Origin of the sequence: Phycicoccus sp. CSK15P-2 (genome assembly GCF_016888005.1) — a bacterium.
Classification (GTDB): Bacteria; Actinomycetota; Actinomycetes; order Actinomycetales; family Dermatophilaceae; genus Phycicoccus.
The window spans coordinates 34,259-58,410 of sequence record NZ_JAFDVE010000012.1 but is presented as its reverse complement, the minus strand read 5'-3'; the positions used below and the strand labels follow the sequence as shown (position 1 = coordinate 58,410).

Annotated in this window: 22 protein-coding genes and 2 riboswitches; of the genes, 11 read left to right on the top strand and 11 right to left on the bottom strand. The window is 73.8% G+C overall.

Going from position 1 to position 24,152, the window contains the following annotated elements:
* Positions 1–38: 38 nt before the first annotated feature.
* The 6 genes from cbiE to JQN72_RS08115 all read left to right on the top strand — a co-directional run bounded on the left by cbiE (position 39) and on the right by JQN72_RS08115 (position 4,781).
* Positions 39–1,241, top strand: a complete 1,203-nt coding sequence (cbiE, locus tag JQN72_RS08140) for a precorrin-6y C5,15-methyltransferase (decarboxylating) subunit CbiE (protein WP_204134680.1) — start codon at positions 39–41, stop codon at positions 1,239–1,241.
* The gene (locus JQN72_RS08135; RefSeq protein ID WP_204134679.1) at positions 1,238–2,020 is read left to right on the top strand and encodes a cobalt-precorrin-4/precorrin-4 C(11)-methyltransferase; all 783 of its coding nucleotides are present in this window, start codon (positions 1,238–1,240) and stop codon (positions 2,018–2,020) included. The genes cbiE and JQN72_RS08135 overlap by 4 nt, the downstream gene beginning before the upstream one ends.
* Positions 2,021–2,045: 25 nt before the next feature.
* Positions 2,046–2,112, top strand: a riboswitch (cobalamin riboswitch).
* Positions 2,113–2,164: 52 nt separating this feature from the next.
* A complete protein-coding gene (locus tag JQN72_RS08130; protein WP_204134678.1) occupies positions 2,165–2,851 on the top strand; it encodes an energy-coupling factor ABC transporter permease in 687 nt (228 codons plus the stop codon).
* The gene (locus JQN72_RS08125; protein WP_204134677.1) at positions 2,844–3,170 is read left to right on the top strand and encodes an energy-coupling factor ABC transporter substrate-binding protein; all 327 of its coding nucleotides are present in this window, start codon (positions 2,844–2,846) and stop codon (positions 3,168–3,170) included. The genes JQN72_RS08130 and JQN72_RS08125 overlap by 8 nt, the downstream gene beginning before the upstream one ends.
* A gap of 1 nt (position 3,171) precedes the next feature.
* Positions 3,172–3,933: a cobalt ECF transporter T component CbiQ gene (cbiQ, locus tag JQN72_RS08120; protein WP_204134676.1), complete on the top strand. Its 762-nt coding sequence runs from the start codon at positions 3,172–3,174 to the stop codon at positions 3,931–3,933.
* Complete coding sequence (locus JQN72_RS08115) at positions 3,930–4,781, top strand: energy-coupling factor ABC transporter ATP-binding protein (RefSeq protein WP_204134675.1); 852 nt, start codon at positions 3,930–3,932, stop codon at positions 4,779–4,781. The genes cbiQ and JQN72_RS08115 overlap by 4 nt, the downstream gene beginning before the upstream one ends.
* A 22-nt stretch (positions 4,782–4,803) precedes the next feature.
* Here JQN72_RS08115 and JQN72_RS08110 read toward each other — a convergent pair whose 3' ends face one another.
* The 5 genes from JQN72_RS08110 to JQN72_RS08085 all read right to left on the bottom strand — a co-directional run bounded on the left by JQN72_RS08110 (position 4,804) and on the right by JQN72_RS08085 (position 10,089).
* Positions 4,804–5,364 (bottom strand): TetR/AcrR family transcriptional regulator, encoded by a 561-nt coding sequence (locus JQN72_RS08110; RefSeq protein WP_204134674.1) that lies wholly within the window; start codon positions 5,362–5,364, stop codon positions 4,804–4,806.
* Positions 5,364–6,194, bottom strand: coding sequence for an alpha/beta fold hydrolase (locus tag JQN72_RS08105; protein ID WP_204134673.1), 831 nt, complete (start codon positions 6,192–6,194; stop codon positions 5,364–5,366). Before JQN72_RS08105 ends, JQN72_RS08110 begins: the two co-directional genes overlap by 1 nt.
* Positions 6,195–6,323: 129 nt before the next feature.
* Positions 6,324–8,330, bottom strand: coding sequence for a precorrin-2 C(20)-methyltransferase (locus tag JQN72_RS18340; RefSeq protein ID WP_239100337.1), 2,007 nt, complete (start codon positions 8,328–8,330; stop codon positions 6,324–6,326).
* Complete coding sequence (locus JQN72_RS08090) at positions 8,327–8,995, bottom strand: precorrin-8X methylmutase (RefSeq protein ID WP_204134672.1); 669 nt, start codon at positions 8,993–8,995, stop codon at positions 8,327–8,329. Before JQN72_RS08090 ends, JQN72_RS18340 begins: the two co-directional genes overlap by 4 nt.
* Entirely contained in the window at positions 8,992–10,089 is a 1,098-nt protein-coding gene (locus JQN72_RS08085; protein WP_204134671.1) for a cobalamin biosynthesis protein CobG, read from the bottom strand. The genes JQN72_RS08090 and JQN72_RS08085 overlap by 4 nt, the downstream gene beginning before the upstream one ends.
* Before the next feature lie 54 nt (positions 10,090–10,143).
* A riboswitch (cobalamin riboswitch) is annotated at positions 10,144–10,206 on the top strand.
* 75 nt (positions 10,207–10,281) lie between these two features.
* Here JQN72_RS08085 and cobN point away from each other — a divergent pair.
* The 3 genes from cobN to JQN72_RS08070 all read left to right on the top strand — a co-directional run bounded on the left by cobN (position 10,282) and on the right by JQN72_RS08070 (position 16,748).
* Positions 10,282–13,932: a cobaltochelatase subunit CobN gene (gene cobN, locus JQN72_RS08080; RefSeq protein WP_204134670.1), complete on the top strand. Its 3,651-nt coding sequence runs from the start codon at positions 10,282–10,284 to the stop codon at positions 13,930–13,932.
* Position 13,933: 1 nt separating this feature from the next.
* Positions 13,934–15,697 carry a 5,6-dimethylbenzimidazole synthase gene (bluB, locus tag JQN72_RS18785; RefSeq protein ID WP_304622426.1) on the top strand — a complete coding sequence of 588 codons (1,764 nt, stop codon included), beginning with the start codon at positions 13,934–13,936 and terminating at the stop codon, positions 15,695–15,697.
* A gap of 271 nt (positions 15,698–15,968) precedes the next feature.
* A complete protein-coding gene (locus JQN72_RS08070; RefSeq protein WP_204134669.1) occupies positions 15,969–16,748 on the top strand; it encodes a hypothetical protein in 780 nt (259 codons plus the stop codon).
* Positions 16,749–17,113: 365 nt separating this feature from the next.
* Here JQN72_RS08070 and JQN72_RS08065 read toward each other — a convergent pair whose 3' ends face one another.
* The 3 genes from JQN72_RS08065 to JQN72_RS08055 form a co-directional block, all read right to left on the bottom strand.
* Positions 17,114–17,428, bottom strand: a complete 315-nt coding sequence (locus JQN72_RS08065) for a hypothetical protein (protein ID WP_204134668.1) — start codon at positions 17,426–17,428, stop codon at positions 17,114–17,116.
* 78 nt (positions 17,429–17,506) lie between these two features.
* Positions 17,507–17,926, bottom strand: coding sequence for a type II toxin-antitoxin system VapC family toxin (locus tag JQN72_RS08060; protein WP_204134667.1), 420 nt, complete (start codon positions 17,924–17,926; stop codon positions 17,507–17,509).
* Positions 17,923–18,153, bottom strand: coding sequence for a toxin-antitoxin system antitoxin subunit (locus JQN72_RS08055; RefSeq protein WP_204134666.1), 231 nt, complete (start codon positions 18,151–18,153; stop codon positions 17,923–17,925). The genes JQN72_RS08060 and JQN72_RS08055 overlap by 4 nt, the downstream gene beginning before the upstream one ends.
* A 364-nt stretch (positions 18,154–18,517) precedes the next feature.
* Between JQN72_RS08055 and JQN72_RS08050 the strand changes: the two genes are divergently transcribed.
* Positions 18,518–18,739 carry an antitoxin gene (locus JQN72_RS08050; protein ID WP_204134665.1) on the top strand — a complete coding sequence of 74 codons (222 nt, stop codon included), beginning with the start codon at positions 18,518–18,520 and terminating at the stop codon, positions 18,737–18,739.
* Complete coding sequence (locus JQN72_RS08045) at positions 18,730–19,140, top strand: PIN domain nuclease (protein WP_204134664.1); 411 nt, start codon at positions 18,730–18,732, stop codon at positions 19,138–19,140. Before JQN72_RS08050 ends, JQN72_RS08045 begins: the two co-directional genes overlap by 10 nt.
* A gap of 206 nt (positions 19,141–19,346) precedes the next feature.
* Here the strand turns inward: JQN72_RS08045 and JQN72_RS08040 are convergent, their stop codons facing one another.
* The 3 genes from JQN72_RS08040 to sbnA form a co-directional block, all read right to left on the bottom strand.
* Positions 19,347–19,643: a hypothetical protein gene (locus tag JQN72_RS08040; protein ID WP_204134663.1), complete on the bottom strand. Its 297-nt coding sequence runs from the start codon at positions 19,641–19,643 to the stop codon at positions 19,347–19,349.
* 203 nt (positions 19,644–19,846) lie between these two features.
* Positions 19,847–22,837: an FAD/NAD(P)-binding protein gene (locus JQN72_RS08035; protein ID WP_204134662.1), complete on the bottom strand. Its 2,991-nt coding sequence runs from the start codon at positions 22,835–22,837 to the stop codon at positions 19,847–19,849.
* Entirely contained in the window at positions 22,834–23,877 is a 1,044-nt protein-coding gene (gene sbnA / locus JQN72_RS08030) for a 2,3-diaminopropionate biosynthesis protein SbnA (RefSeq protein WP_204134661.1), read from the bottom strand. Before sbnA ends, JQN72_RS08035 begins: the two co-directional genes overlap by 4 nt.
* Between the last annotated feature and the right edge of the window lie 275 nt (positions 23,878–24,152).

Below are 24,152 nucleotides of genomic sequence, written 5' to 3'. Positions count from 1 at the left end.
CCGCCCCGCGCCGTCCGGACCCGCCTACGCTGAGCGCCGTGATCGACGTCGTCGGCGTCCCCGCCGAGGGGCCGGACGCCCTGGCCCCCGCCGCTCGGGCGCTGCTGCGGGACGCCCGTGTCGTGCTCGGCTCGCCCCGGCTCCTCGGGCTCCTCGGGCCGCAGGACGCCGCCGACCGCCGTCCGTGGCCCTCACCCCTCTCCGCCGGGCTGCCCGAGCTGCTCGCCGACCTCGGGGAGGACGGCGTCGTCGCGCTGGCCAGCGGCGACCCGCTCGTCTCCGGGATCGGGACGACCCTCGTGCGTCTGCTCGGCGCGGACGCCGTGCGCGTGCATCCCGCGGTGTCGTCGGTGGCCCTCGCGCAGGCCCGGATGCGGTGGTCGGCGGAGGAGAGCGTCGTCGTGGGGCTCGTCTCGGCTCGGCCCGCCGCGCTCGTCCCGCATCTCGCGCCGGGTGCGCGGCTCGTCGTCCTCTCGGCCACCGAGGAGACACCTACCGCGGTCGCCCGCGTGCTCGTCGAGCACGGCTGCGGTCAGGCCCGGATGACGGTGCTGGGCGACCTCGGCGCCGGCTCCGAGAGCCGCCACGACACGACGGCCGAGGCGCTCGCGGGCGGTTCACCCGGGCTGCCGCGGCTCAATGTCGTGGCGGTCGAGGTGCCGCGCTCGGCCGTCCTGCCGGGCACCGCCCCGGGACTCCCGGACGACGCCTTCGACTCCGACGGCCAGCTGACGAAGGCCGAGCTCCGGGCGCTCGCGGTCTGCGCGCTGCGTCCGCTGCCCGGCCAGCTGCTGTGGGACCTCGGGGCCGGCGCCGGGTCGGTGTCGGTCGAGTGGTGCCGTGCAGCCGCCCGGGCCCGGGCCGTGGCGGTCGAGCGCCAGCCGGAGCGCGCCGCGCGCATCCGCCACAACGCGGCGGCCCACGGCGTCGCCATGGAGGTCGTCGAGGGCTACTCCGCCGACCACATGGCCGACCTCCCCGCCCCGGACGCCGTGTTCGTCGGCGGTGGAGCCGACGAACAGACCCTCGACGCCGCGCTGTCGGCGCTGCGCCCCGGCGGGCGGCTCGTCGTGCACGCCGTGACCCTCGGCACCGAGGCCGTCGTCGTCGCCGCGCAGGCCCGGCACGGTGGGTCGCTGCGCCGCTTCACGGTCGAGCGGGCCGAGCCCCTCGGCCGGCACCTGTCCTGGACCCCGGCCCGCCCGGTCGTCCAGTGGTCCGTGACGAAGAAGGCGTCGTGACCGTCCACTTCGTCGGTGCGGGCCCCGGCGCCGCCGACCTCCTCACGCTGCGGGCCGTGCGCATCCTGCGGGAGAGCCCGGTGTGCCTCTACGCCGGGACCTACCTCGACGCCGCCGTGCTCGAGCACTGCCCCGAGGGGGCCGAGCTGGTCGACACCCAGCACCTCGACCTCGACACCATCACCCGGCACCTCGTCGGGGCGCACGCCCGCGGCCTCGACGTCGCGCGGCTGTGCTCGGGCGACCCGTCGGTGTACTCCGCCGTGGCCGAGCAGGCCCGTCGCCTCGACGCCGCCGGGGTCCCCTGGGACGTCACACCGGGTGTGCCCGCCTACGCCGCCACCGCCGCGCTCGTCGGCCGCGAGCTCACCGTCCCCGAGGTCGCCCAGACCGTCGTCCTCACCCGCGCCCAGCGCGACTCCACCGCCATGCCGCCGGGCGAGGACCTCGCGACCTACGCCGCCACCGGGGCCACGCTCGTCCTGCACCTCGCGATCCGGCACACCCGGCGGCTCGCCGAGACGCTGACCGAGCACTACGGGGGGGACTGCCCGGTCGTCGTCGGGGCCGCCGTGAGCACGCCGCGTGAGCTCGTCATCCGGACGACGCTCGCCGACGTCGCGGACCGCGTCGAGGAGGCCGGGCTGCGCCAGGCGTCGGTCATCCTCGTCGGGCCGGCGCTCGCCGCGGAGGGGTTCGTCGAGAGCCATCTCTACGGCTCCCGGGAGCGGCCGACCCGCGAGCGCGGACCCGGCGCCGACCCCACCGGTATCGGGTAGCCTCGCCCCCACCAGCGCCTGCGTCGAGGAACCCGGTGGGAGTCCGGGGCGGTCGCGCCACTGTGAGCGGGTCTTCCGCGAGCCAGGAACTCGGGGCGCCGGGACGTCATCCGGGACGCGTCATCCCGGGGAAGGGTGCAGCGCATGCACATCGCCGAAGGGTTCCTCCCACCACTCCATGCCGCCGGATGGACGGTCGTCGCGGCCCCGTTCGTCGTCCACGGGGCGCGGGAGGTACGCCGCCTGGTCCGTGAACGGCCGGACGCCCGCCTGCTCCTCGGGGCAGCGGGGGCGTTCACGTTCGTCCTCTCCGCCCTCAAGCTGCCCTCGGTCACCGGGTCCTCCTCGCACCCCACCGGCACGGGTGTGGGGGCCATCGTCTTCCGGCCGCCCGTCATGGCGCTGCTCGGCACGGTCGTCCTGCTCTTCCAGGCGCTGCTGCTCGCGCACGGCGGGCTGACGACCCTCGGGGCCAACGTGTTCTCGATGGCCGTCCTCGGGCCGTGGGCCGGGTACGGCTGCTACCGGCTGCTGCGCCGCGCACCGCTCGCCGTCGCCGTGTTCGTCGGGGTGGCGGTCGCCGACCTCGCGACGTACGTGACGACGGCGTTCCAGCTCGCCCTGGCGTTCCCCGACCCCACGAGCGGTCTCGTCGGCTCGCTCGCCCGCTTCCTCGGCATCTTCGCCGTCACCCAGGTCCCGCTCGCCGTCGTCGAGGGCATCCTCGGTGTCCTGCTCGTCCGGGCGCTGCGCTCGTGGGCCGGACCCGAGCTCGCCGGCCTCGGCCGGGTGGGCGAGCCCGACGTCCGGGAGGAGACCGTCGATGCGTGAGCACCGCACCACCCTGGTCCTCGTCGTCCTCGCGGTGGCCGTCGTCCTCGGCTGCTTCCTCGTCGCCGGCAACGTCGGGTACGGCGGCACCGACGGCGCCGCCACCGACGCCATCACCGCCACCGACCCCGGCTACCAGCCGTGGTTCGAGCACCTATGGGCCCCCGAGAGCAAGGAGATCGAGTCCGCGCTCTTCGCCCTCCAGGCGGCCCTCGGGGGAGCGGTCATCGGCTTCGTGTTCGGGACGCTGCGCGAGCGTCGGCGCCGGCGTGCCCCGCGGACCGGCGGCGACCGGGGCCACGAGGAGGTGCACGGCTGAGATGGCCCGCCTCGCCATCGACGACGCGGCGTGGGGCAACCGCTGGCGCACCCGCAGCACGGGGGAGAAGGCGCTGCTCGCGCTCGGGCTGCTGCTCGTCGCCGTGACGACCCGGGAGCCCGGGGTGAGCGCCGCAGTGCTCGTCGTCGCCGTCACGTGCGCGCTCGCGCAGGCGCGGGTGCCGTGGCGCACCTACCTGCGGGTCGTCCTCGCACCGGCGACCTTCGTCGTCCTCGGGGCGGCGAGCATCGCCGTGACCGTCGGCAGCGGGACGGGAGACGCCGTGTGGTCGGCCGGGCCGGTGGCCGTCACCGAGGCCACGCTGGCCCGGGCGGCCGAGGTGCTCGGTCGTTCGCTGGCCGCCACCTCCGCGATGGCCCTGCTCGCCACGACGACCCCGCTCGTCGACCTCGTCGCCGGGATGCGCCGGCTTCGGGTGCCCGAGGCGGTCGTCGACGTCGCCGAGGTCATGTACCGCTTCGTCTTCCTGCTGCTCGACACCCTCGCGACGGTCCGCGAGGCCCAGGCGTCCCGGCTCGGGTACGGCGGTGGCCGGGCGGCCCGCCGGTCGCTCGGGATGCTCGCGTCGACCGTGTTCGTCCGGGCGTGGACCCGGGCCCAGCGGCTGGAGGACGGCCTGGCCGGCCGGGGTGGGACGGGGTCGCTGCGGACTCTGGCCGCCGACCGCCCGGTGTCGGTGCCGTTCGTGCTCGTCTCGGGCGCTGTGCTCGCCGTCCTGTCGACGTGGTCGGTGGTGGGATGACGCACCGCCTCGCCCAGCACGAGCCCTCGGCCGTCCCGGTCCTGCTCTCCGCCGCGGGGGTGCACGCCGGCTACCCGGGCCACGACGACGTCCTCGACTGCGTGTCGGTCGAGGTCGCCCGCGGGCGGCGGCTGGCCGTCCTCGGGGCGAACGGGTCCGGGAAGACGACGCTGCTGCGGTGCCTGTCGGGTGCGCACCGCCCGAGCACGGGTGACGTCCTCGTCCACGGCGAGCCGCTGCGGTACCGGGCGGCGGCATTGCGCGCGCATCGGCAGCGCGTCCAGCTCGTCCTCCAGGACCCCGACGACCAGCTCTTCTCCGCCGACGTCCGGCGGGACGTCTCGTTCGGGCCGGTCAACCTCGGGCTGCCGGACGCGGAGGTGCGCCGACGGGTCGGCGAGTCGCTGGAGGCGCTCGGGGTCGCACACGTCGCGGACCGGGCCGTGCACCAGCTGAGCTACGGTCAGCGCAAGCGGGTCGCGGTGGCCGGAGCCGTCGCGATGCGTCCGGACGTCCTGCTCCTCGACGAGCCGACCGCCGGGCTCGACCCGCACGGGGTGACGGCGATGTTCGCCGCGCTGGGGCGGCTCGAGCGAGGTGGGACGACCGTCGTCATGGCCACCCACGACGTCGACCTCGCGTGGGCCTGGGCCGACGAGGTCGCCGTCGTCGTCGACCGCGTGGTCCACCAGGACGTCCTCGTCAAGGTGATGACCGACACCGACCTCATGATCCGCGCTGGACTCGCCGTGCCGTGGCCGGTACGGCTGCTGCGCGATCTGGGCCGCGAGATCGACGTCGTGGCGCCACCGCGGACCTCCGCCGACGTCGCGGCCCTCCTGCGCTGACCCGCCGGGACCGGCACGGGGCTCAGCGTGAGGCTGCGGCGCGCAGCAGGGCGTCGAGGGAGTCGACGAGGACCGCGAAGCTGTCGTCGATGTCCACGGGAAGGGCGAACCCGCCGCCGGCCTCGATGTCGACGAAGCCGTGCAGCGAGGAGCGCAGCACCCGAACGTGGTGCTCGTCGACGGCCGCCGCGCCGTAGCCGGCGAGAGCGGCGGTGATGCAGTCGAGCACCCGGGCGGCCGCGGTGGCGAACTCCTCGCCGGCCACCCGGTGCTGGGTCAGCGGGTAGCTGCCGGGGTGGGACCGGGCGAAGGCGCGGTAGGCGTGGGCCAGGGCCGCCAGGGCGTCGCGGCCCGCCAGCCCGCGGACGGCGTCTCCGAGGTCGCGGGCCAGCTGGTCGGCGGCGTCGACCGCGACGAGCCCGAGGAGGTCCTCGAGACCGTCGACGTGCTTGTAGAGGCTCGGCGGCGCCACGCCGAGCTCGGCCGCCACGGCGGACATCGTCAGCGCGGGAACGCCGCGCTCGTCGACGAGCCGCCGCGCGGTCCGGGCGACGGTCGTGGGCGTCAGGCCGGCTCGGGGCATCAGCGGGCGTTCTCCTGGAGGAAGGACAGGACGAGGGCGGCGGTCTCCTCCGGGTACTGGGTGTGCGGGTAGTGCCCCGCGCCCTCGACGACCTCGAGCCGGCCCAGCCCGGCCGGGAGCCCGGCGACGACGGCCTCGCCCTCGGCGACCGGGTCGGCCCAGTCCGGGTCCTGCGAGCCCGCCACGACGAGGACGGGGCAGCGCACGTCCGCCAGGCGCTCCCCGGCGTCGGCCGGCGAGGTCCGTCCCATGGCGCGCAGGGCGTCCATCCGGCCCGGCTCCCGCAGCTCGCGCGCCATCCGCTCCAGCTGGGCGTCCCAGTCGGCAGGCCGCCGTCCCGGGACGGCGAGGGCGAGGTAGCGCTGCCAGGCCGTGACGCTGCCGAACAGCGCGGTGCGCAGCAGGGCGGTCATCCCGCGGCGGTACCGTCCGACGCGCAGGTCGGAGAGCCGCACGGACTGGGCGCGGGTGAACGGCGCGAGCTCGACGAGGGCGGTGACCAGCTCGGGGGCCTCCGCCGCTGCGATGGTGACTGACCCACCGGAGATGGAGTGCCCGACGAGGACCGCGGGTGCGCCGAGGTGGCGGAGCAGGGCGACGAGGTCCCCGGCGATGTCGGCGCGGCTGTAGGACGGCCAGCCGACGCTGGATGCGCCGCAGCCGCGCAGGTCGACGGCCACGACGCGGTACCCGGCGTCGACGAGGAGCGGGCTCAGGTGGCGGTAGGCGGCGCGGCTGTCGCCCATGCCGTGGGCCAGCACGACGGTGGGGCCGGTACCGGTGACCTCGTAGGCGATCGTTCCGCCGTCGAGCTGAAGCGTGTCGGACATGCTGGGGTCCTTCTGGCTAATTATCATAGCTAAAAGCTATGGCTATTAGTCTATGGGTGTCAAGCACTCCGGCGGGATGGGCCTCGGGTGCTCCGGATGCGGTCGAGGGACGAGGGCACCCGGAGCGGGTCAGTCGACGAAGCGCGGGGTCCAGACCCGGCCGGTCGGGGTGACCCGGGTGCGGGAGGAGCCGATGATGACCAGGCAGCGCATGTCGACGGTCTCGGGGTCCAGGTCGCCGAGGGTCGTGACCCGCAGCTCCTCGCCGTTTCGGCCGACGTCCTTGGCGACGACGACGACGCGGTCGGGGGTGGCGACCTCGCGGACGGCGTCGAGGGCCTGTCCGAGCTGGTCGGGGCGGCTGCGTGAGCGCGGGTTGTAGAGCGCGACGGCGAGGTCGGCGCGGACGGCGGAGACGAGGCGGTCGAGCAGGACGTCCCACGGCTTGAGCCGGTCCGAGAGGGAGATGAGCGCGTGGTCGCCGCCGAGCAGGGCGCCGGCGAGCGCGGACGCGGCGTGTGCTGCCGTCACGCCCGGCACGACGTGCACGGGGACGTCGACGTAGCGTGGGTCCTCGGCGGCCTCGAACACCGCGGCGGCCATCCCGAAGACCCCGGCGTCCCCTCCGGAGACCACGGCGACCGACTCGCCGCCGAGGGCGAGCTCGAGGGCGTGCCGGGCGCGGTCGACCTCGACGGTGTTGCCGCTGGGGTGGCGCTGCAGCCCCTCGCGCTGGGTGACTCGCTGGACGTACGGTGCGTACCCGACGACGTGCTGCACGCCGGCGAGCACCTCGGCCGCCTCCGGGGTGAGCCACGCGTCGGGTCCCGGGCCGAGGCCGACCACGTGGACGACCGGCCCGTCGCCGGCGCCGGGTGCGAGGCCGGCCCGGTGCGCGGCGTGTGTGTCGGACTTTGGTGTGGTGTCGCTCTGGTGCGTGGTGAGCGCGTCGGACCCTGCGGCGGTGCCGACCCGGTGCAGCACAGCACCCGCGCCCGGGACGTCCATGTGCTCCGGATCCTGGGCCACCACCCCCGTCCCCGATCCTGGCGCACATGTACCTGTGCTCCCAGTGGTGGGCCGGCGTTCGTCCGGAGGGGGCGTCTGTTCCGGAGTGCGCGTGTGCTCCGCGAGGTGGGCTCGCGGCTCCGATCCTGGAGCGGATGTACGTGTGCTCCGGGAGGTGGGCCGGTTTTCGTCCGGAAGACCGGGGTGCCCCGAGGTGTGTGGGGCTGGCCCGGATGTCGGAGCATCTGGACGTCCCGTGACCGACCCCTGACCACCGGCTTCCCGGTCGGGTCCCGCCGCGCCCGCGGCCTCGAGTCCGGCCGCACTCGTGACCTCGGCCCCGACTGCCCTCGCTCCGAATGTTCGCCCCGGAGCGCGCCCGGCGGCATCCGCGCGCAGGTCGGCACCCGGCACGACGACGACCGACATGTACGGCACGGCCTCGGCCGCCACATCGGCCACCGGCAGCACCCGCTGCTCGCGGCTGCTCGCCCGCTCGACGTAGAGCGCGTCGTCCAGCCGCCCGGCCTGGCGCAGCGCCTCACGGACGTTTGCGAAGGTCCGCCCGAGCTTCATGACGACCGCGGCGTCGGTGTCGGCGAGCCGCCGCGCGAGCTCGGGTACCGGCAGCGTCCCGGGCAGCACGGTGAGGGTGTCCTCGTGCCGGCTGAGCCCGGTGCCGACCGCCGCGCTCGCCGCGGACACCGACGTCACCCCGGGGACGACCTCGGTGGGGAACTCCTCGCGCAGCACGTCGTGGACGTACATGAACGAGCCGTAGAAGAGCGGGTCACCCTCGGCGAGCACGACCACCGACCGTCCGGCCGCGAGGTGGGCCCGCAGCCGCTCGGTGCACTCGAGGTAGAAGTCGGCCAACGCCCCGTAGTAGCCACCGGGATGGTCGGTGCTTCCGGTCGTCACCGGGTAGACCAGCGGCTCCTCGACGGCTCCCGGCCCCAGGTGTGCCGCCGCGATGCCCCGTGCGGTCGACTCCCGGTGCGCGGCCCGGTGATAGGCCACGACGTCGGCGGACGCCACGAGCGCGGCGGCCCGCAGCGTCATGAGGTCGGGGTCGCCGGGGCCCACCCCGACGCCGTAGAGGTGGCCGGGCTCCGCGCCGCGGGTCATGCCAGCTCGTCCGGGTCGGCGATGGCGTTGAGCGCGGCCGCGGCCATCGCCGAGCCGCCGCGCCGGCCGTGCACGACGACCCACGGCACCTGGCCGCCGCCGGGCAGCGCGTGCTCGGCCAGGGCGACCTTGGACTCGGCGGAGCCGATGAAGCCGACGGGCATCCCGACGACCGCGGCCGGGCGCGGCCCGCCGTCCAGCAGCATCTCGAGCAGGTGGAACAGCGCGGTCGGGGCGTTGCCGACGGCGACGACGGCGCCGTCGAGCCGCTCGGCCCACAGCGACACCGCCGCGGCGGCCCGGGTCGTCCCCCAGGCGAGAGCCAGCCCCGGCACCTCCGGCTCCCGCAGCGTGCACAGCACCTCGTTGTCCGCCGGCAGGCGGCGCCGGGTGACGCCGGAGGCGAGCATCTGCGAGTCGGTGAGGACCGGCGCGCCGGCGAGCAGCGCCGCCCGGGCGTCCCGCACGACGTCGGGGTGGGCCGCGAGGTCGTGGACGACGCCGACGTCCCCGGCCGCGTGCACGACCCGGGTGGCGACGCCGTGCAGGTCCTCGGGCAGCGCCGAGAGGTCGCTCTCGTCGCGGATCGTCGCGAAGGAGCGCCGGTAGATCTCCAGCCCGTCGGTGACGTAGTCGTACCGGCGGGTCGGGGGGAGCAGGGTCATGCGGGGTCTCCGGGGAGCAGGGACAGGACGGCGTCGGCGTCGGCCGGGGCCAGCGCGACGACGTCGCCCTCCCGGGCGCCGCAGCGCCGCTCGCAGCCGACGACGTGGACGGGAGCCGGGAGGGTGCGTCCGGCGGCGTCGGCGCGGCGGACCGTCTCGGTGGCCACGGCCAGCGTCCCGGAGCGGCCCTTGGCGCAGTGCGGCGCCCCGACGCAGGCGCTGACCCGGGCCGCGGCCGACTCCGGCGAGACGACGAGCCCGGCGGCGGCCAGGCGCCCGGCCGCGGCCGGCCCGTCCGGGACGACGACCGACCGCCACGGCGTGACGACGACGAAGCGTGCCTCCGCCGCCAGCGCCGCGACGTGCCCGGGCGTCAGCATCCCCAGCGGGACGCCGGCGACGAGGTCGGCGCCGGCGGGCCCGGGGCGCACCGGCGGGGCGACCGACGGCGAGCAGGCGAACAGCCCGTCGAGCACGGGGGAGCCGTCCGGGAGGTCGCGGACGTTCCACACCCCCTCGGGGGCGTGCGCGAGGAACGCCTGCGCCACCTCGAGCACCGCGTCGACGGCGTCCTCCGGCGCGACCGGGCGGCCCCGGCCGCCGGCCAGCAGCAGCCCGCCGCGGGGCGAGAGCTGCTGGTAGGCGACGTCGTACGGCTCGGAGAGCGGCGAGCCCGCGGCGTCGGCCACGGCGAACAGGAAGCGGCCCGGCAGGGCGGCCAGCGCCGGGTCGGCGCACAGGGCGCGGTCGAGGGCGCGCACGAGCGGCTGCAGCCCCGGTGCCATGGGGGAGGCGAGGATGTTGCGCACCCGCTCGTGGCTGGCCGACGGCAGCAGCCCGGTGGCCTCGACCGCCGCGACGAACGCCTCCGGGAGCGGGTCGGGCAGGCCCCGCAGCTGGAGGTTCCCGCGGCTCGTCAGCTGGAGCACGGGGGCCCCGAACCGGCCCGCGAGGTCGGCCAGCCGGGTGAGGACGTCGGTGCGCACGACCCCGCCGGGCACGCGCAGCCGGACGAGCGCGCCGTCCTCGGCGACATGCGGGCGGAGCAGGCCCGGGCAGCGGTCCGCCGTGGGCCGGGCGGGGGAGGTGGACATCGCCGCCAGCGTACGCGGCACGCCCGGGTAGGCTCCGCTACGTCCGACGTCGACGGAACCCGGTGCGAGTCCGGGACGGTCCCGCCACTGTGAGCCCCTCCGGGGCGAGTCAGGAACGCCGCCGCGGATGCCCGGCCGCGCCGGGCCCCACACCCGACATGGGGGCGAGGAAACCCCCGGAGGAGTCCGCCCGTGCCGCGCATCGCGTTGCTCTCGACGTCCGACACCGACCTGCTGTCCGCCCGCGCCAGCGGGGCCGACTTCGTCGTCGCCAACCCCGCCCGCCCCGGGCACACCGACCTCGCCGCCGCCTTCGAGGAGGCCGACGTCGTCGTCGCCCGCATCCTCGGCACTCCGGACGACCTGTGCTCCGGCTTCGCCCGCATCCGCGAGACCGGCGTCCCGATGGTCGTCGTCGGTGGCGAGCAGGCCCCGAACGCCCAGCTGATGGCCGAGTCCAGGGCGCCGCAGGGCGTCGTCCGCGAGGCGCACGAGTACCTGCGGCACGGTGGCGCCGACAACCTCGCCCAGCTGCACGCGTTCCTGTCCGACACGCTGCTGCTCACCGGCGAGGGCTTCGAGCCGCCGGCCGAGCTGCCCGCCTGGGGCGTCCTGGACCGCCCCGAGCCCGAGCCGACGGACTCCCCCCGGCCGCGGGTCGGCATCCTCTTCTACCGGGCGCAGTACGCCGCCGGGAACACCGCCTACGCGCACGCTCTCGCCGACGCCGTCGACGCCGCCGGGGGCGTCGGCGAGCCGGTCTTCGCCGCCTCGCTGCGCGACGCCCCGGCCGGACTGCTCGAGCAGCTCGGCACCTATGACGCGATCGTCACGACCGTCCTCGCCGCCGGCGGTGCGGGCACCAGGGCCGCGGACGCCTCGGCCGGTGGCGACGACGAGTCGTGGGACGTCGCCCAGCTGGCCGCCCTCGACGTCCCGCTCCTCCAGGGCCTGTGCCTCACGTGGAGCCGCGCCGAGTGGGAGGCCGCCGACGACGGCATGTCCCCGCTCGACGTCGCCACCCAGGTCGCCATCCCGGAGTTCGACGGGCGTCTCGTCACCGTCCCGTTCTCGTTCAAGGAGACCGACGCCGACGGGCTGGCCCGCTACGTCGCCGACCCCGAGCGGTGCGCCCGGGTCGCGGGCATCGCCCTCGGTCACGCCCGGCTGCGGCACGTGCCGCCGGCCGAGCGCCGCGTCGCCGTCGTCCTGTCGGCGTACCCGACGAAGCACTCCCGGATCGGCAACGCCGTCGGGCTCGACACCCCGGTCTCGACCGTCCGGCTGCTCCGGATGATGCGCGAGGCCGGCTACGACCTCGGCGGCCCGGGCGCCATCCCGGGGCTGGACCCGCTGCCCGAGGTCGAGGGCGAGGCACCCGACACGACCGCCGGCAACGCGCTCGTCCACGCGCTCATCGCCGCCGGCGGACAGGACCCGGAGTGGCTCTCCGAGACCCAGCTGACCGAGCACCACGTCCGCATCCCGGCGAGCCGCTACCGTGAGTGGTTCGCGCGCTTCCCGGACGACCTGCGCGCCGGCGTCACCGAAGCCTGGGGCGAGGCGCCGGGCGAGGTGTTCGTCGACCACTCGGGCGAGGAGCCCGAGATCGTCACGGCGGCGCTGCGGGCCGGCAACGTCGTCCTCCTCGTCCAGCCGCCGCGCGGCTTCGGGGAGAACCCGATCGCGATCTACCACGACCCCGACCTCGCGCCGAGCCACCACTACCTCGCCACGTACCGGTGGGTCGAGGAGGAGTTCGGGGCGCACGCCGTCGTCCACATGGGCAAGCACGGCAACCTCGAGTGGCTGCCGGGCAAGAACCTCGCGATGTCCGCGTCGTGCGGCACGGATGCCGCGCTCGGCAGCGTCCCGCTGGTCTACCCGTTCCTCGTCAACGACCCGGGCGAGGGCACCCAGGCCAAGCGCCGCGCGCACGCGACGGTCGTCGACCACCTCGTGCCGCCGATGGCCCGCGCCGAGTCGTACGGCGACATCGCCCGGCTCGAGCAGCTGCTCGACGAGTACGGCAACGTCTCGGTCATGGACCCGGCCAAGGCGCCGGCGCTGCGCGGCGAGATCTGGACGCTCATCCAGGCCGCGCAGATGCACCATGACCTCGGCATCGAGGAGCGCCCGGACGACGAGACGTTCGACGACTTCGTCATGCACGTCGACGGCTGGTTGTGCGAGGTCAAGGACGTCCAGATCCGCGACGGCCTGCACGTCCTCGGTCAGCCGCCGGAGGGCCCGCAGCTCGTCGACCTCACCCTCGCGATCCTGCGCGCCGCCCAGGTGTTCGGCGGGCAGCGCGGGGCGGTGCCGGGGCTGCGCAGCGCCCTCGGGCTCGCCGAGGGCGAGTCGAGCACCGCCCGCACCGACGAGGTCGAGGCCTGCGCCCGGCGGCTCGTCGAGGCCGTGGCGGAGGCCGGATGGGACGCCGCGGCCGTCCCCGGCGTCGTCGCCGCCGAGCTCGGTGAGCCGAACGCCGGTGCCGAGGCGTCGCTGACCTTCGCCTGCGACGAGGTCGTGCCCCGGCTGCGCGGCACGACCGACGAGCTCGCGATGGTGCTGCACGCCCTCGACGGCGGCTACGTCCCGGCCGGGCCGTCCGGCTCGCCGCTGCGCGGGTTGGTCAACGTGCTGCCCACCGGCCGGAACTTCTACTCCGTCGACCCCAAGGCCATTCCGTCGCGGCTGGCGTACGAGACGGGCTCGGCGATGGCCGAGTCGCTGCTCGAGCGCTACCGCGAGGACAGCGGCGAGCTGCCGCAGTCGGTCGGGCTGTCGGCGTGGGGGACCTCGGCGATGCGCACCTCCGGCGACGACCTCGGCGAGGTGCTCGCGCTGCTCGGTGTGATCCCGGTCTGGGACGAGCAGTCGCGGCGGGTCACCGGGCTCGAGGTCATCCCGCTCGCCGAGCTCGGCCGGCCGCGGATCGACGTCACGGTGCGGATCTCCGGGTTCTTCCGGGATGCGTTCCCGCACGTCGTCGACCTGCTCGACGACGCCGTGGCGCTCGTCGTCGGGCTCGACGAGCCGCTCGACATGAACTACCCGAAGGCGCACGCGCAGGCCGACCTCGCCGAGCACGGCGACGAGCGCCGGGCCCGGACCCGGATCTTCGGCTCGAAGCCGGGCTCCTATGGTGCCGGCATCCTCGAGGTCGTCGAGTCCGGCTCGTGGCGCGACGACGCCGACCTCGCCGAGGTCTACACCGCGTGGGGCGGGTTCGCCTACGGCCGCGACCTCGACGGCGCACCCGCACGCGAGGACATGGAGCGCAGCTACCGGCGCATCCAGGTAGCGGCGAAGAACGTCGACAACCGCGAGTCGGACATCCTCGACTCCGACGACTACTTCCAGTACCACGGCGGGATGGTCGCGACGGTGCGCGCGCTCACCGGTGCGGCGCCGAAGGCGTACGTCGGCGACTCGACGACGCCCGACCTCGTGCGCACCCGCTCGCTGCACGAGGAGACCTCGCGGGTGTTCCGGGCGCGGGTGGTCAACCCGCGCTGGGTCGCGGCGATGCGTCGGCACGGCTACAAGGGCGCGTTCGAGCTCGCGGCGACGGTCGACTACATGTTCGGCTTCGACGCCACGTCCGGGGTCGTCGACGACTGGATGTACGACAAGGTGGCGCGCGAGTACGTGCTCGACGACGAGACCCAGGCGTTCCTGCGGCATGCCAACCCGTGGGCTCTGCGCGGCATCGTCGAGAAGCTGTCCGAGGCCGCCGACCGCGGGCTGTGGGAGGAGCCGGACCCCGAGCTCGTCGCCGAGATGCAGCGGGTCTACCTCGAGGTCGAGGGCGACATCGAGGCCGGCCAGGAGGTCTGAGATGGAGCCGGTCACGCCGCCCGCCGGGGGGTACGCCCGCCCGGTGCCGCTCGTCGGTGACACGACGAGCGCGGCGGCCCGCGCGGCCGACCCGGACGGCTGGGCGATGGGCCCCGACGTCGTGGCGGCGCTCGGCGAGGTCGTGGCCGGGCGGCGGGACATCCGGCGCTTCCGCCCCGACCCGGTGCCTGACACGCTGCTGACGGCCGTGCTCGAGGCGGGGCACCGCGCGCCGAGCGTGGGGCACAGCCAGCCGTGGCGGTTCGTCGTCGTGCGGGACGCGTCGACGCGGGACCGGGCTGCGGCCCTGGCGGATGCGGCGCGGCTGCGCCAGGCCGAGGTGCTCACCGAGGACCGCGCGGCGCGGCTGCTCGACCTCAAGCTCGAAGGGCTGCGCGAGGCCCCGGTGGGGGTCGTCGTGGCGTGCGACCGGCGGACGCCCGCGGCGGGGGTGCTCGGCCGCGCGACCTTCCCCGACACCGACATGTGGTCGTGTGCCACCGCCGTGCAGAACATGTGGCTCACGGCGCGGGCGCTCGGGCTCGGGATGGGGTGGGTGACGCTCTTCGAGCCGGCCGACCTCGCCGGGCTGCTCGGGCTGCCGGACGGGGTCGAGACGCTGGGCTGGCTGTGTCTGGGCTGGCCGGACGAGCGGCCGCCGGAGCCGGGGCTGCAGCGGGCGGCGTGGTCGAAGCGGGCGCCGTTGGCCGACGTCGTCCTCCACGAGCGGTGGCCGGACGAGGACGGTGGGCCGGCGGCGCCGGTGTCGCACCTGCGCGGGCCGTCGTCGTCCCGGCTGGTGGGGGCGACGGATGCGGCGGATGCCCAGCTGGCCGCCCCGGAGGCGCTCGGGGTGCTCGACCGGGTCGTGGCCCGGGTGCGTTCCCTGGGTTCCGGGCCGGTGACGGGCGGGACGCTCGTGCTGGCGGCGGCGGACCATCCGGTGGCCGGCCTCGGGGTCAGTGCGTTCCCGTCGTCGGTGACCCGTGACGTGGCGCTCGCCGCGGTGGCGGGGGAGTCGGCCGGTGTGCTGGCGGCCCGTGGCGCGGGGCTCGGCGTGGTCGTCGTGGACGCGGGGGTGTCGGGTGGGCTCGTGCCGGGTGCGCTCGATGCGCGGCCGGTGTCCGGGCGGGGTGACCTGGTCTCGGCCGACGCGCTGGCTGGCGAGGACGTGGACCGGCTGGTTGCGGCTGGGGTGGCGGTCGGGCGGGATGCCGCGGCGTCGGGGGTCGTCGTGCTCGGTGAGGTCGGCATCGGCAACACGACCGTCGCGGCGGCGCTCGCGGCGGCCCTGGTGGGGCTGCCGGCGGAGGACGTCGTGGGGCTGGGCGTCGGCGCGGATGCGGAGACGCTGGAGCGCAAGCGGACCGTCGTCGCTGCTGCGCTGGAGCGGGTGGGGGATGCGTCCGGGCTGTCGGCCCGGGCTCTGCTGGCGGCGCTGGGCGGGGGAGAGGTGGCCGTGCTCACCGGGGTCGTGCTCGGTGCGGCCCGGGCCGGTGCGGCCGTTGTCTTGGATGGTCTCGCCGCGTCGGTGCCGGCGCTGCTCGCCGTGCGGGAGGAGCCTGCCGTCCAGGCGCACCTCGTCGCCGGTCAGCGCAGCCGCGAGAAGGCGCACGCCGCGGTGCTGCGCGAGCTCGGGCTCGAGCCGGTCCTGGCATTGCGCCTGCGGGCCGGGGAGGGCGTCGGCGGATGCCTCGCCGCGTCACTCGTCCTGCAGTCGCTGCACATCCGCACCACCCTCGCCGTGACCCAGGACCCCCGCTGACGCGGCGCCCCCATCGATCCCGGGCCGCGCAGGGCTGCCGCGGACTTCAGCTGCCGGCGGGAGGGTTGGACGATTCTCACCGCGCGAGCCTTCCCAACATCCCCTGTGCTGGCAACACCATTCTCGAGCGTCGTCGTGAGCGCACGGCTTCAACATGCGTCACTCCGCCGCGAAGCGCCGTGCTCCGATTCCGTGGGACTTCGTCGGATGAGAACGGGCGTTGGTGGGTGGGCCGTCATCATGGTGGTCTTGAACCGAAAGGGGATGTGCCGTGTCGCACGAGATGCAGGTCCTCATCTTCGACAGCGTGCTCGGCGAAGGCGAGGTGCCGACTGCGCTCGCGACCGTGGATGATGTGGCGTCTTCTGAAAGCATCCGAGCCGAGATGGCAGAGTTCGCGGCAGATGTCTCGAAGGTCCGCCATGTCACGGATGTCGATGTCATCGCGGGCCGGGCGGTTCTGGTTACCGCGCCGCCTGAGCACATCCGCCACGTCGCCGAGTACTGCGTCAGCTATCGCCCTGAGGGCAGCACAGTGGTCGACCCCGTGTCGTACGCCGTGCTCTCGCAGTGGACGGACGTCGAGGAGACCTTCGAGGAACCACCACTTGATTCCGACCTCGCCGAACGATTGCAGAGAGTGTTCGAGGCTGTGTCCGCCCAACTGGGAGCAACATTGACCGCCACCAGCGCGGTGTTCGGCCCCCCGGCCCTACGTCAGCTCCATGACGGCCTGTCTCACGAGTGGCGCCACGGCGATGAGTCGAGACTGCTGGTCGTGGAAGTCGTGGTCTCGGTTTTCGGACCACGCGTGAGCATCGTCGCAGCGGAATGCCCGCGAGCCAGCTTGACCGCGTCCAACACCGGGCGTCCCCAGGAAGACCACCTCACGCCGACCCACTGCACTGTGGGCGACCTGGAGGCAATGGACAACTCGCGCTCTTGGGAGTTCGCCATCGCGAGTCCCACGTGGGACCACGTTCTCGCCGCGGCCTGCATCGACCTTGCGACCTGGATCGATGCGTTGGCTTCGCGCGCGACGGAACACTAGCCCCTTTCGCCGCCTGTCGACCTACCGAGCCGCGGCAGTACCGAGCGCTCTCGGGCAGGATGCGTGCCATGGCGGAGTCCGGCGGCGTGACGATCTCACTGACATCGGACGAGGCGTTGGTCTTGTTCGCTCTTCTCCACCGTTGGGAGGACGCGAACAGGGTCACCGAGCCCGAGCACCGGTCGGAACAGGTTGCCCTGTGGGCGTTGTCAGCGCTCTTGGAACGCGAACTGCGTGAGCCGTTCGACCCTCGGTACGTGGACCTTGTTCGCAGCGCGAGGAGCCGACTGGCGCGGGTCGAGTAGAGGCGCCTGACTGCAACGTCCGGAGGCCGAACAGCGTCACACCGCCGCGAGTTCACGCGGTCATCGGCTCTGGCGCTCTGCACCCGTGTCGAAGTAGCGGTCGAGGTACTGCTCAGTGGCAAGGTCGCTATCTCGCATCAGACTGAATACCTCGGCACCATGGTCGATAGGGTCGCCCAGCACGTAGCCCTGCGCGAGACCGGTGTAGCTCGCGTCGACCATCTCCGCGTACTCCAAGGCTTCGTTCTCAGCGAGCTGGATTCCAGCCGCGACATCGGGCACTCGCCAGATCGTCACACGCTCTTCGAAGGTCCGCGTTCCGTCAACCTCGGACTCAAAGACACACCGAACTGCCACCCAGCCGCTCGACTCCATCGGCCGAGTTTGCCAGTCGGAAACAGGCGGATTCGACGGGTAGCCCACATCGCCGCCTGCCGACCGCGCTCAGAGGTGTTAATGCTCGAAGGGGTTGATGAGGGACAACCCGGCGGTGGTGGAGAAGTCGTCGGTGTTGCGGGTGGCCAGTTCGTGGCCGCCGGCGATGCAGATACCGGCGATCTGAGCGTCGGCTAGGGACATGCGTCGGCCCGCCGCTTGGGCGGCTACCAGGATCGAGGCGGTCTGTCGGGCTGCTGGCAGGTCGTAGATCACCACGGCGTCTGCGAAGGCCTCCACCAGCGTGGTCCAGCGATTCTCGAGGTCCCGACGTCTGCGGCCCACGGGCAAGCGCCCGAGGCCGCGCTCGATCTCCTCAACGGTGACCACGCAGATCGACAGATCGGCAGGTGCGATGGAGCCTGCCCAGACCAAGACGCCCGGGTCCGGGGCATCTCTCATGAACTCCGACACCACGTTGGTGTCAGCGATGATCACGAAAGGTCCACCGGCCGGGGCTGGTCTGTCCGGGGCGGGACCTCGAGGCCACCGGCCTCCGCCATCACTGTGTGCAGGGACAGCAGGAAGTTGCGATCCGGGACGTTGACCGCCGCGTCGAGGATCGACCGGACCTCCGCCTCGACCGAGCGACCGTGCTCTGCTGCGCGTCCTCGGAGCCGGGCGTGAGTGCGCTCGTCGAGCTGCCGGATCGTCAAGGTGCTCATCGCCGACCTCCTTCCACTGACAGCAATGCTAGCACCTTGCCGACCTTTGGTCGTGGCGCCAAGCACGTGCCCCTCTTCGCCGCAAGACGCTCGGATGCGTCCGTCATGCGTGGGCGCCTCGGGATCGAGCGTCGAGACGTCAGGTCTGTCGAGTGTGAGCCGGTTGTCGTAGATGATTCTGGCGTGCAGTTCGACTACGCCTCCCAGAACATCGCCTGTATGACGCGGCCTCGCGCTGGCACACCGGGCCCGATCGGAGCGGCCCGAAGCAACTGATTGACGCGGCCACGCAATGCCTGGTCGAAGGCCTGGACTCGGAGGGGGCCTCTACCGCTGATATCATGAGATATCGGAGGTGGTTCGCATGGCTGACGTCCTGATCCGTGACGTCCCCGAAGCAGTGCTGGCCGGAGTCGACGCCCACGCCGCGCGGTTGGGCCTGTCGCGGGTGGAGTACATCCGCCGACGCCTGGCCGCCGATGCGGCGACCTCGGATGGCACGGTCTGCGGGTCCGACCTACGCGCCTTCGCCGACCTCGCTGGCGACCTCGATGATCCTCAGGTGATGGGCGCTGCGTGGCAGTGACCGAGTGGCTGGTCGACAAGTCAGCCTTGGTCCGGCTGGGTGACAGCCCGGACGCGGAAGACTGGGCTGGGCGGATCGGGCGGGGTCTGGTGCGTATCGCGACCGTGACCCGTTTGGAGGTCGGCTACTCCGCCCGCAGCGGTCAGGATGCCCGCGCCCTGTTCGCCCGGTCCCCGTTGTCGGCGATGCCCGTGGAGTACCTGACCCCGGCGACCGAGGACCGCGCGCTCGAAGTACAGCTACTGCTGGCGGCGCAGGGGCAGCACCGCGCGCCGTCGATCCCGGACCTCGTCATCGCCGCCGTCGCGGAGCTGGCCGGGCTCACCGTGCTCCACCTCGACAAGGACTTCGACCTCATCGCCGGCATCACCGGCCAACCCGTCGAACGACTCACGCTCTGAGCGCGGCAGGGGCACCTGCCCCTCTTCGCCGCGAGCCGGGCGCCTGAGGGCCGGTCCTAGCGGCGCGGTGGGGGAGTAGGTTGCGTGGACGGCCGCCCCGGACGTCGATGACGAATGGTTCTCGGCGGCTCGGGCCTGACGTGGGCGCTTCGATCACTCACTCCGAGGAACACCGCTCCGACGAGGAAACCTCGCGACACCTGCAGTCAACGGTTGGGTCGTGGAGCTCGGCTGGCAGCGGGATGCACCGACGACGCGCCTTTCCTGCCGGTGATCGCGCCGGGTGTGCGGCGATGGACGACGAGGTTTGTGGCGAGGAGGAGATAGCCGAGCGGAGGCAGGAGGAACAGCAGGAGGAACCACCGCACGGGCCGCACGCCGATCCAGGGCCGCTTCCATCCGCCGGAGGCATGCGCGGCGTAGAGCGCGATGGCCAACGCCGGGACGAAGAAGAACGGCACAGCGAGCCAGTTGACGTAGAACCTGACCCCGACATCCTCCATGGCGGGAGACTAGATGGCCGCACATCTTGTGGGCCTCGCAACGTCCCGAGCCGAGCCATTTGTCCTGGTCGTCGCGGGTGCTAGGAGGTCGATCGGTGCGGGTCAGTTCAGGTGGACTCCGTCGTTGTCGGTGCGGAACAGGATGCTTTGCGCCAGCGTGGGTCGAGCCCGCCACGGCGTGCTTGGCTGCGGCAGGCGCGCGGTTAGGGGTATGTCGAGGGGCGGGTCGGCGCGTCGATGGGGTCCAGCTCCCAGCCGGCCTTCCGTCGGACGAGGTTGCGGGCCAGCGGGATCTGGTGGGAGGCACTCTCGAGGATGTGCATCTGGTAGCCGGCGGTGTTGACGAAGGCGACGAGATCGCCGGTCGCCACTCCGCGCGGGAAGCTCATCCGCCGCAGCGTCAGCAGCTCGGCCTCGATGCAGTAGGCGCCCACGAGGTAGCCCGTCCCTGGTTCGCTGCGGTCCTCACCGACGGGAACCAGGACGGGGTCGAGGAGGAAGTCGGCCGCAGCAGAGCGACACTGCGTGCGGTTCATCTCGAGTCCGATCAGCCATTCACCGTCGCGGCCGCGCTTGCGGAAGGCGACGCGGGCCACCGTGAGTCCGCAGCCGTCGAGCAGGGCACGGCCGGGTTCGACATGCAGTCGAACGCCCGAGGCGCGGAGCCTCGACGCGATGGTCCCGCCCTTCCTGCTCGCCGAGGTCAGCACTCGGGCGAGCCACGCACCGCGCACCGGCTCCTGCCACATCGGGTAGACCGGCGGGGTGCCGTGGACCTGGTCACCGACGACCTGCCGTCCCAGAGGGTCGTTTCGCCACGTGACCTCGGGCCCTCGACCCAGCAGCGCCGACGTGTGGGCATCCCAGAACGTCGTCCAGGGCTCCGCGCTGTCGAGATAGCGCATCGGGACCCCTCCGCCGATGTCGATGAACGACGGCCGGTGACCCACGCGCCGGGCCGTCTCCACCACGTCGAGCGCGGCGTCGAGCGCGAGGGCCCTGTCGGAGGCCGCGTAGCCGTGCAGATGGAAGTGGACGCCTTCGAGGCGATGGCGGAAACCTGAGGCAAGGAGCTCCTCGGCCTCCTGAGCGGTGAAGCCGAACCGTGACTGCAGCAACGGTTCGGGCGCAGCGAGCCGGACGGCGACCGGGGTCTCTCCATCCGCCCCTGCCGCGCCCAGGGCCACGAGCTCGTCGTGGTTGTCCAGGGACGTGCACACCCGGTTGTCGACGGCGACGCGCAACAGGGACAGGGGCTTGACCGCCGCGGTCAGGATGACCCGGGACGGGTCGGCCCCGCGGTCGAGCAGCTGTGTCAGCTCACGTTCGCTCGACACGTCCACGCCGTGGCCGGCCGCGAAGGCCGCCTCGGCCAGGCTGATCGCCTTGTTTGCCTTGCGGGCGAAGAAGACGCGGACATCGACCCCGAGCCCTTCCCCGGCACTCACGAGCTCAGCGGCGTGACCTGCCAAGGGTGCCGCGTCGAGCAGGTTGACCGGAGACCCGTACTCGTCGAGCAGGCGCGAGAGTCGGTCCGCCGACCGCAAGGTCTCACGCTGCCACGGCAGCAGCCGCGCGGGCAGCGGCGTGACGCCGACCATCGACGCCCGCACGTCCCCGAGGTCGGTCGCCGACAACCCGAGCAGGCCGCGCGCGAACGCGTCCGGCGAGTCGTGAAGAGTCCGCACCAGGGTGTCGTGGCCGATGACGACGTCCTCGGCGACCCGCCCCAACGCCCACAGCCCGGGGGTGGGCGCGCCCGACCCGGCCAGACAGGCTCCGGCCGGTGTCACGCGCAGCCCACGCCGGCTCTCGGCCGTGCTGACATGGCCATCGGCGAGGAGCTCCCGCCAGAGGCCGTCGACGATGTCGACCAGGCCAGGAGGCGCAAGGACGGCATCGACCACGGCGTCGGCCGCGACCTGCTCTGCCACCGCGGCCGCGTCGCCCGCGACCACATCGACCACTCCCGCCTCGAGCAGCGCGAGCAGCTTGTGGCCGTTGACGGGCGGAGGTCCGAACGCCAAGCGCTCCACGGAGCGCGACCAGGCGCGGAAGCCCGGCCAGCCCAGCACCGGGCCGGTCGAGCAGGGGTCGACGGCCAGGAGGTCGGCCTGATGAGCGACCAGCCGGGGGTGGAGCAGGCGCCAGGCGTGGCCGAGCGCCCAGCGCACGTCGCCGGGCGCTCTGCCGGCGGCCACCTCCAGGTCGTGACGCAGCTGCAGGGCAGGTGGGGGAGGAGGGCACTCCCAGGCGGCCGGCCCCATCGTGCGGGCGTGCTCGAGCAGCTCCCGCTGGGCGGGCGGCAGCTCGGCGCATCCGAACCGTGCGTGGGAGCGGTGCAGCACCAGCCCAGCAAGCGTGGTGAGCGCGGCCGGCCAGTCACCACGAGCCACGGCGTCCGAGCAGAGCTCGTCGATCTCGTCGGCTCCCACGCCGAGGGCGGTGACGACGGCCGGGTCGGTCTTCGGGACCATCAACAGCCCGCTGCGACCGACCACGGTGATGCGGGGCTCGCGGCCGGACGGCACGTAGCGCAGGCTCGTTCCATCGGCCTCGAACCGGCCGCCCTGCCCTTCGGTGAGGGTCAGGACGGCGTCGATGCCGGTGAGCGCGGCGCCCCTGACCACCACCCTGCGCGCCGCCGCGGCCGCCGACAACAGCCGTTCCGGTGGGAACGCCGGTACCCCTGACTCCAGCGCCCCCGTCCAACCACCGGTGTGCCCCGTCGTCAGCAGCACGTCGTCGAAGTCCTGCGCCCCACCCCCGGCCGTGACCGTCCACCTGTCACCTGCCGTGACCCGTCGGACGGGGTCGGTGCGAACGGTCACCGCGTCGCCGAGCTCGGCCAGGACGGTCTCCCCGACCTCCGCCAGGTAGCGGCCAGCCAGTGCACGAGGCGGATAGAGGTCGTCACCGGACCCCGGCCATCGCGCCTCGCGCCAGTGGTCGAAGGAAGGGCCCCGCCCCTCACGGCCAGGCACGGACCACGCGTCGACCGCACGGGAGGCCACGTTGAGACGAAGAAACGAGGGCAGGTCGAGGTCGTAGTGCTCACTCGCTCCCAACCGTCGGGCCGTGGTGAAGACCACGATGTCCGGTAGGGGCGCACCCGACTGCCGGGCCCACCACGCCAGACGCTCCAGCGCCCACAGTGCTCTCGGTCCTCCCCCCACCACCGCGAGCCCGGTCATGGACGCGAGCCACTCGACGGGTCGGCGACGAGCTGTGCCAGCAGCGGGGGAGCACAGCCGAGCCGCTCCTGCACCCACGTGTCGTCGTAGACGGTGTCGAGATACCGCGCGCCCCCGTCGTGGGCGATGAGGACGACGTTGTCATCGGGGGTGAACCGCTCCAGGACCCGCTCCGCCGCGGTGACGACGCCGCCCGCCGAGGCGCCCACCAGGAGTGCCTCGCGCTCGACCAGCCGCCGGCAGCCGACGACACAGTCGAGGTCGGTGACACGGAGGACGTCGTGCGGGGCGGCCCGGGCGGCGAGTGGCGGCACGAGCCCGGCGCCCAGACCGGGAAGCTCGCGCGCTCCACGCAGGCCGTCGAAGAGGACGCTGCCGACGGCATCGACCGCGTACAGGGCGGCGTCGACGCCCTCCTGCGCCAGCCGGTCGCCACATCCGACGAGCGTGCCGGTGCTGCTCGTGGCGGTGAAGAGCGCCGCGAGGTCCCCGTCGAGCGTCTCGAGGATCTCGCGCATGGTGCCGTCGGCGTGGGCCGTCGCGTTGGCCGAGGACCCGTACTGGTTGGGCCACCACGCGCCGGGAACGGCGGACATCATCGACGTCACCGCTTCGATACGCGCCACCAGCCAGTCTCCCGTGGCCGGGTCGGGCTCGGACACCACGTGCAGCTCGCCGCCGAAGGCCTCGATCAGTCGGCGAGTCGTGAGGGGGGTCCGTGGGTCGATGACGCAGATGAATTGGACACCGTAGGCGCGGGCCTGTTGGGCGAGCGCCACCCCGAGGTTGCCCGAGCTCGACTCGATGATGGTGCTCCCGGGTCCGATCAGTCCCTCCGTCCAGGCTTCGCGCACCATGTGGGCGGCGGGGCGGTCCTTGGCGCTCCCTCCAGGGTTGGCGGCCTCCATCTTCAGGAACAGCCGCGGCGAACCCGGCCGGTCGGCTGCGAGCCGGCGCAGGTGCACCAGCGGGGTGTGCCCGACGAGCTCGTCAGGATCGACAGGGGGCGCGACCACGAGTCGCGCGGGTGACGTCTCCATCGAGACCTCCGGTGTTGGCTCGGTCGGGCGGGGGCGACATGCCGCTGTCACCGCGCTGGGGGTGGGGGGCCGACAGCGGGTGCGTGCGCCGCGCCCCATCGCCGTGTCGACGGTGACCATGCCCCCGTGACGAGGGTGGGGATCACGCAGCCACCGGTGGCTCGTCCCCGGCAGCCGGAATGCGTCTCACGCCGGCCCCGGCAGCCGGGGCCGGCACCGGGCTGGCATCGTCGTGGGACCGGATCGTGCCGCTCGTGCGTCGGCGCACGGGGCGC

What these genes read in the sequence shown, in the direction of transcription:
- bluB (WP_304622426.1), top strand. Translation starts at nt 13,934, where the DNA reads ATGGAGCCGGTCACGCCGCCCGCCGGGGGGTACGCCCGCCCGGTGCCG.
- sbnA (WP_204134661.1), bottom strand. Translation starts at nt 23,877, where the DNA reads ATGGAGACGTCACCCGCGCGACTCGTGGTCGCGCCCCCTGTCGATCCT.
- JQN72_RS08050 (WP_204134665.1), top strand. Translation starts at nt 18,518, where the DNA reads ATGGCTGACGTCCTGATCCGTGACGTCCCCGAAGCAGTGCTGGCCGGA.
- JQN72_RS08090 (WP_204134672.1), bottom strand. Translation starts at nt 8,995, where the DNA reads ATGACCCTGCTCCCCCCGACCCGCCGGTACGACTACGTCACCGACGGG.
- JQN72_RS08035 (WP_204134662.1), bottom strand. Translation starts at nt 22,837, where the DNA reads ATGACCGGGCTCGCGGTGGTGGGGGGAGGACCGAGAGCACTGTGGGCG.
- JQN72_RS08115 (WP_204134675.1), top strand. Translation starts at nt 3,930, where the DNA reads ATGACGCACCGCCTCGCCCAGCACGAGCCCTCGGCCGTCCCGGTCCTG.
- JQN72_RS08130 (WP_204134678.1), top strand. Translation starts at nt 2,165, where the DNA reads ATGCACATCGCCGAAGGGTTCCTCCCACCACTCCATGCCGCCGGATGG.
- JQN72_RS08125 (WP_204134677.1), top strand. Translation starts at nt 2,844, where the DNA reads ATGCGTGAGCACCGCACCACCCTGGTCCTCGTCGTCCTCGCGGTGGCC.
- cbiQ (WP_204134676.1), top strand. Translation starts at nt 3,172, where the DNA reads ATGGCCCGCCTCGCCATCGACGACGCGGCGTGGGGCAACCGCTGGCGC.
- JQN72_RS08065 (WP_204134668.1), bottom strand. Translation starts at nt 17,428, where the DNA reads ATGGAGTCGAGCGGCTGGGTGGCAGTTCGGTGTGTCTTTGAGTCCGAG.
- JQN72_RS08055 (WP_204134666.1), bottom strand. Translation starts at nt 18,153, where the DNA reads ATGAGCACCTTGACGATCCGGCAGCTCGACGAGCGCACTCACGCCCGG.
- JQN72_RS08040 (WP_204134663.1), bottom strand. Translation starts at nt 19,643, where the DNA reads ATGGAGGATGTCGGGGTCAGGTTCTACGTCAACTGGCTCGCTGTGCCG.
- JQN72_RS08085 (WP_204134671.1), bottom strand. Translation starts at nt 10,089, where the DNA reads ATGTCCACCTCCCCCGCCCGGCCCACGGCGGACCGCTGCCCGGGCCTG.
- JQN72_RS08110 (WP_204134674.1), bottom strand. Translation starts at nt 5,364, where the DNA reads ATGCCCCGAGCCGGCCTGACGCCCACGACCGTCGCCCGGACCGCGCGG.
- JQN72_RS08105 (WP_204134673.1), bottom strand. Translation starts at nt 6,194, where the DNA reads ATGTCCGACACGCTTCAGCTCGACGGCGGAACGATCGCCTACGAGGTC.
- JQN72_RS18340 (WP_239100337.1), bottom strand. Translation starts at nt 8,330, where the DNA reads ATGACCCGCGGCGCGGAGCCCGGCCACCTCTACGGCGTCGGGGTGGGC.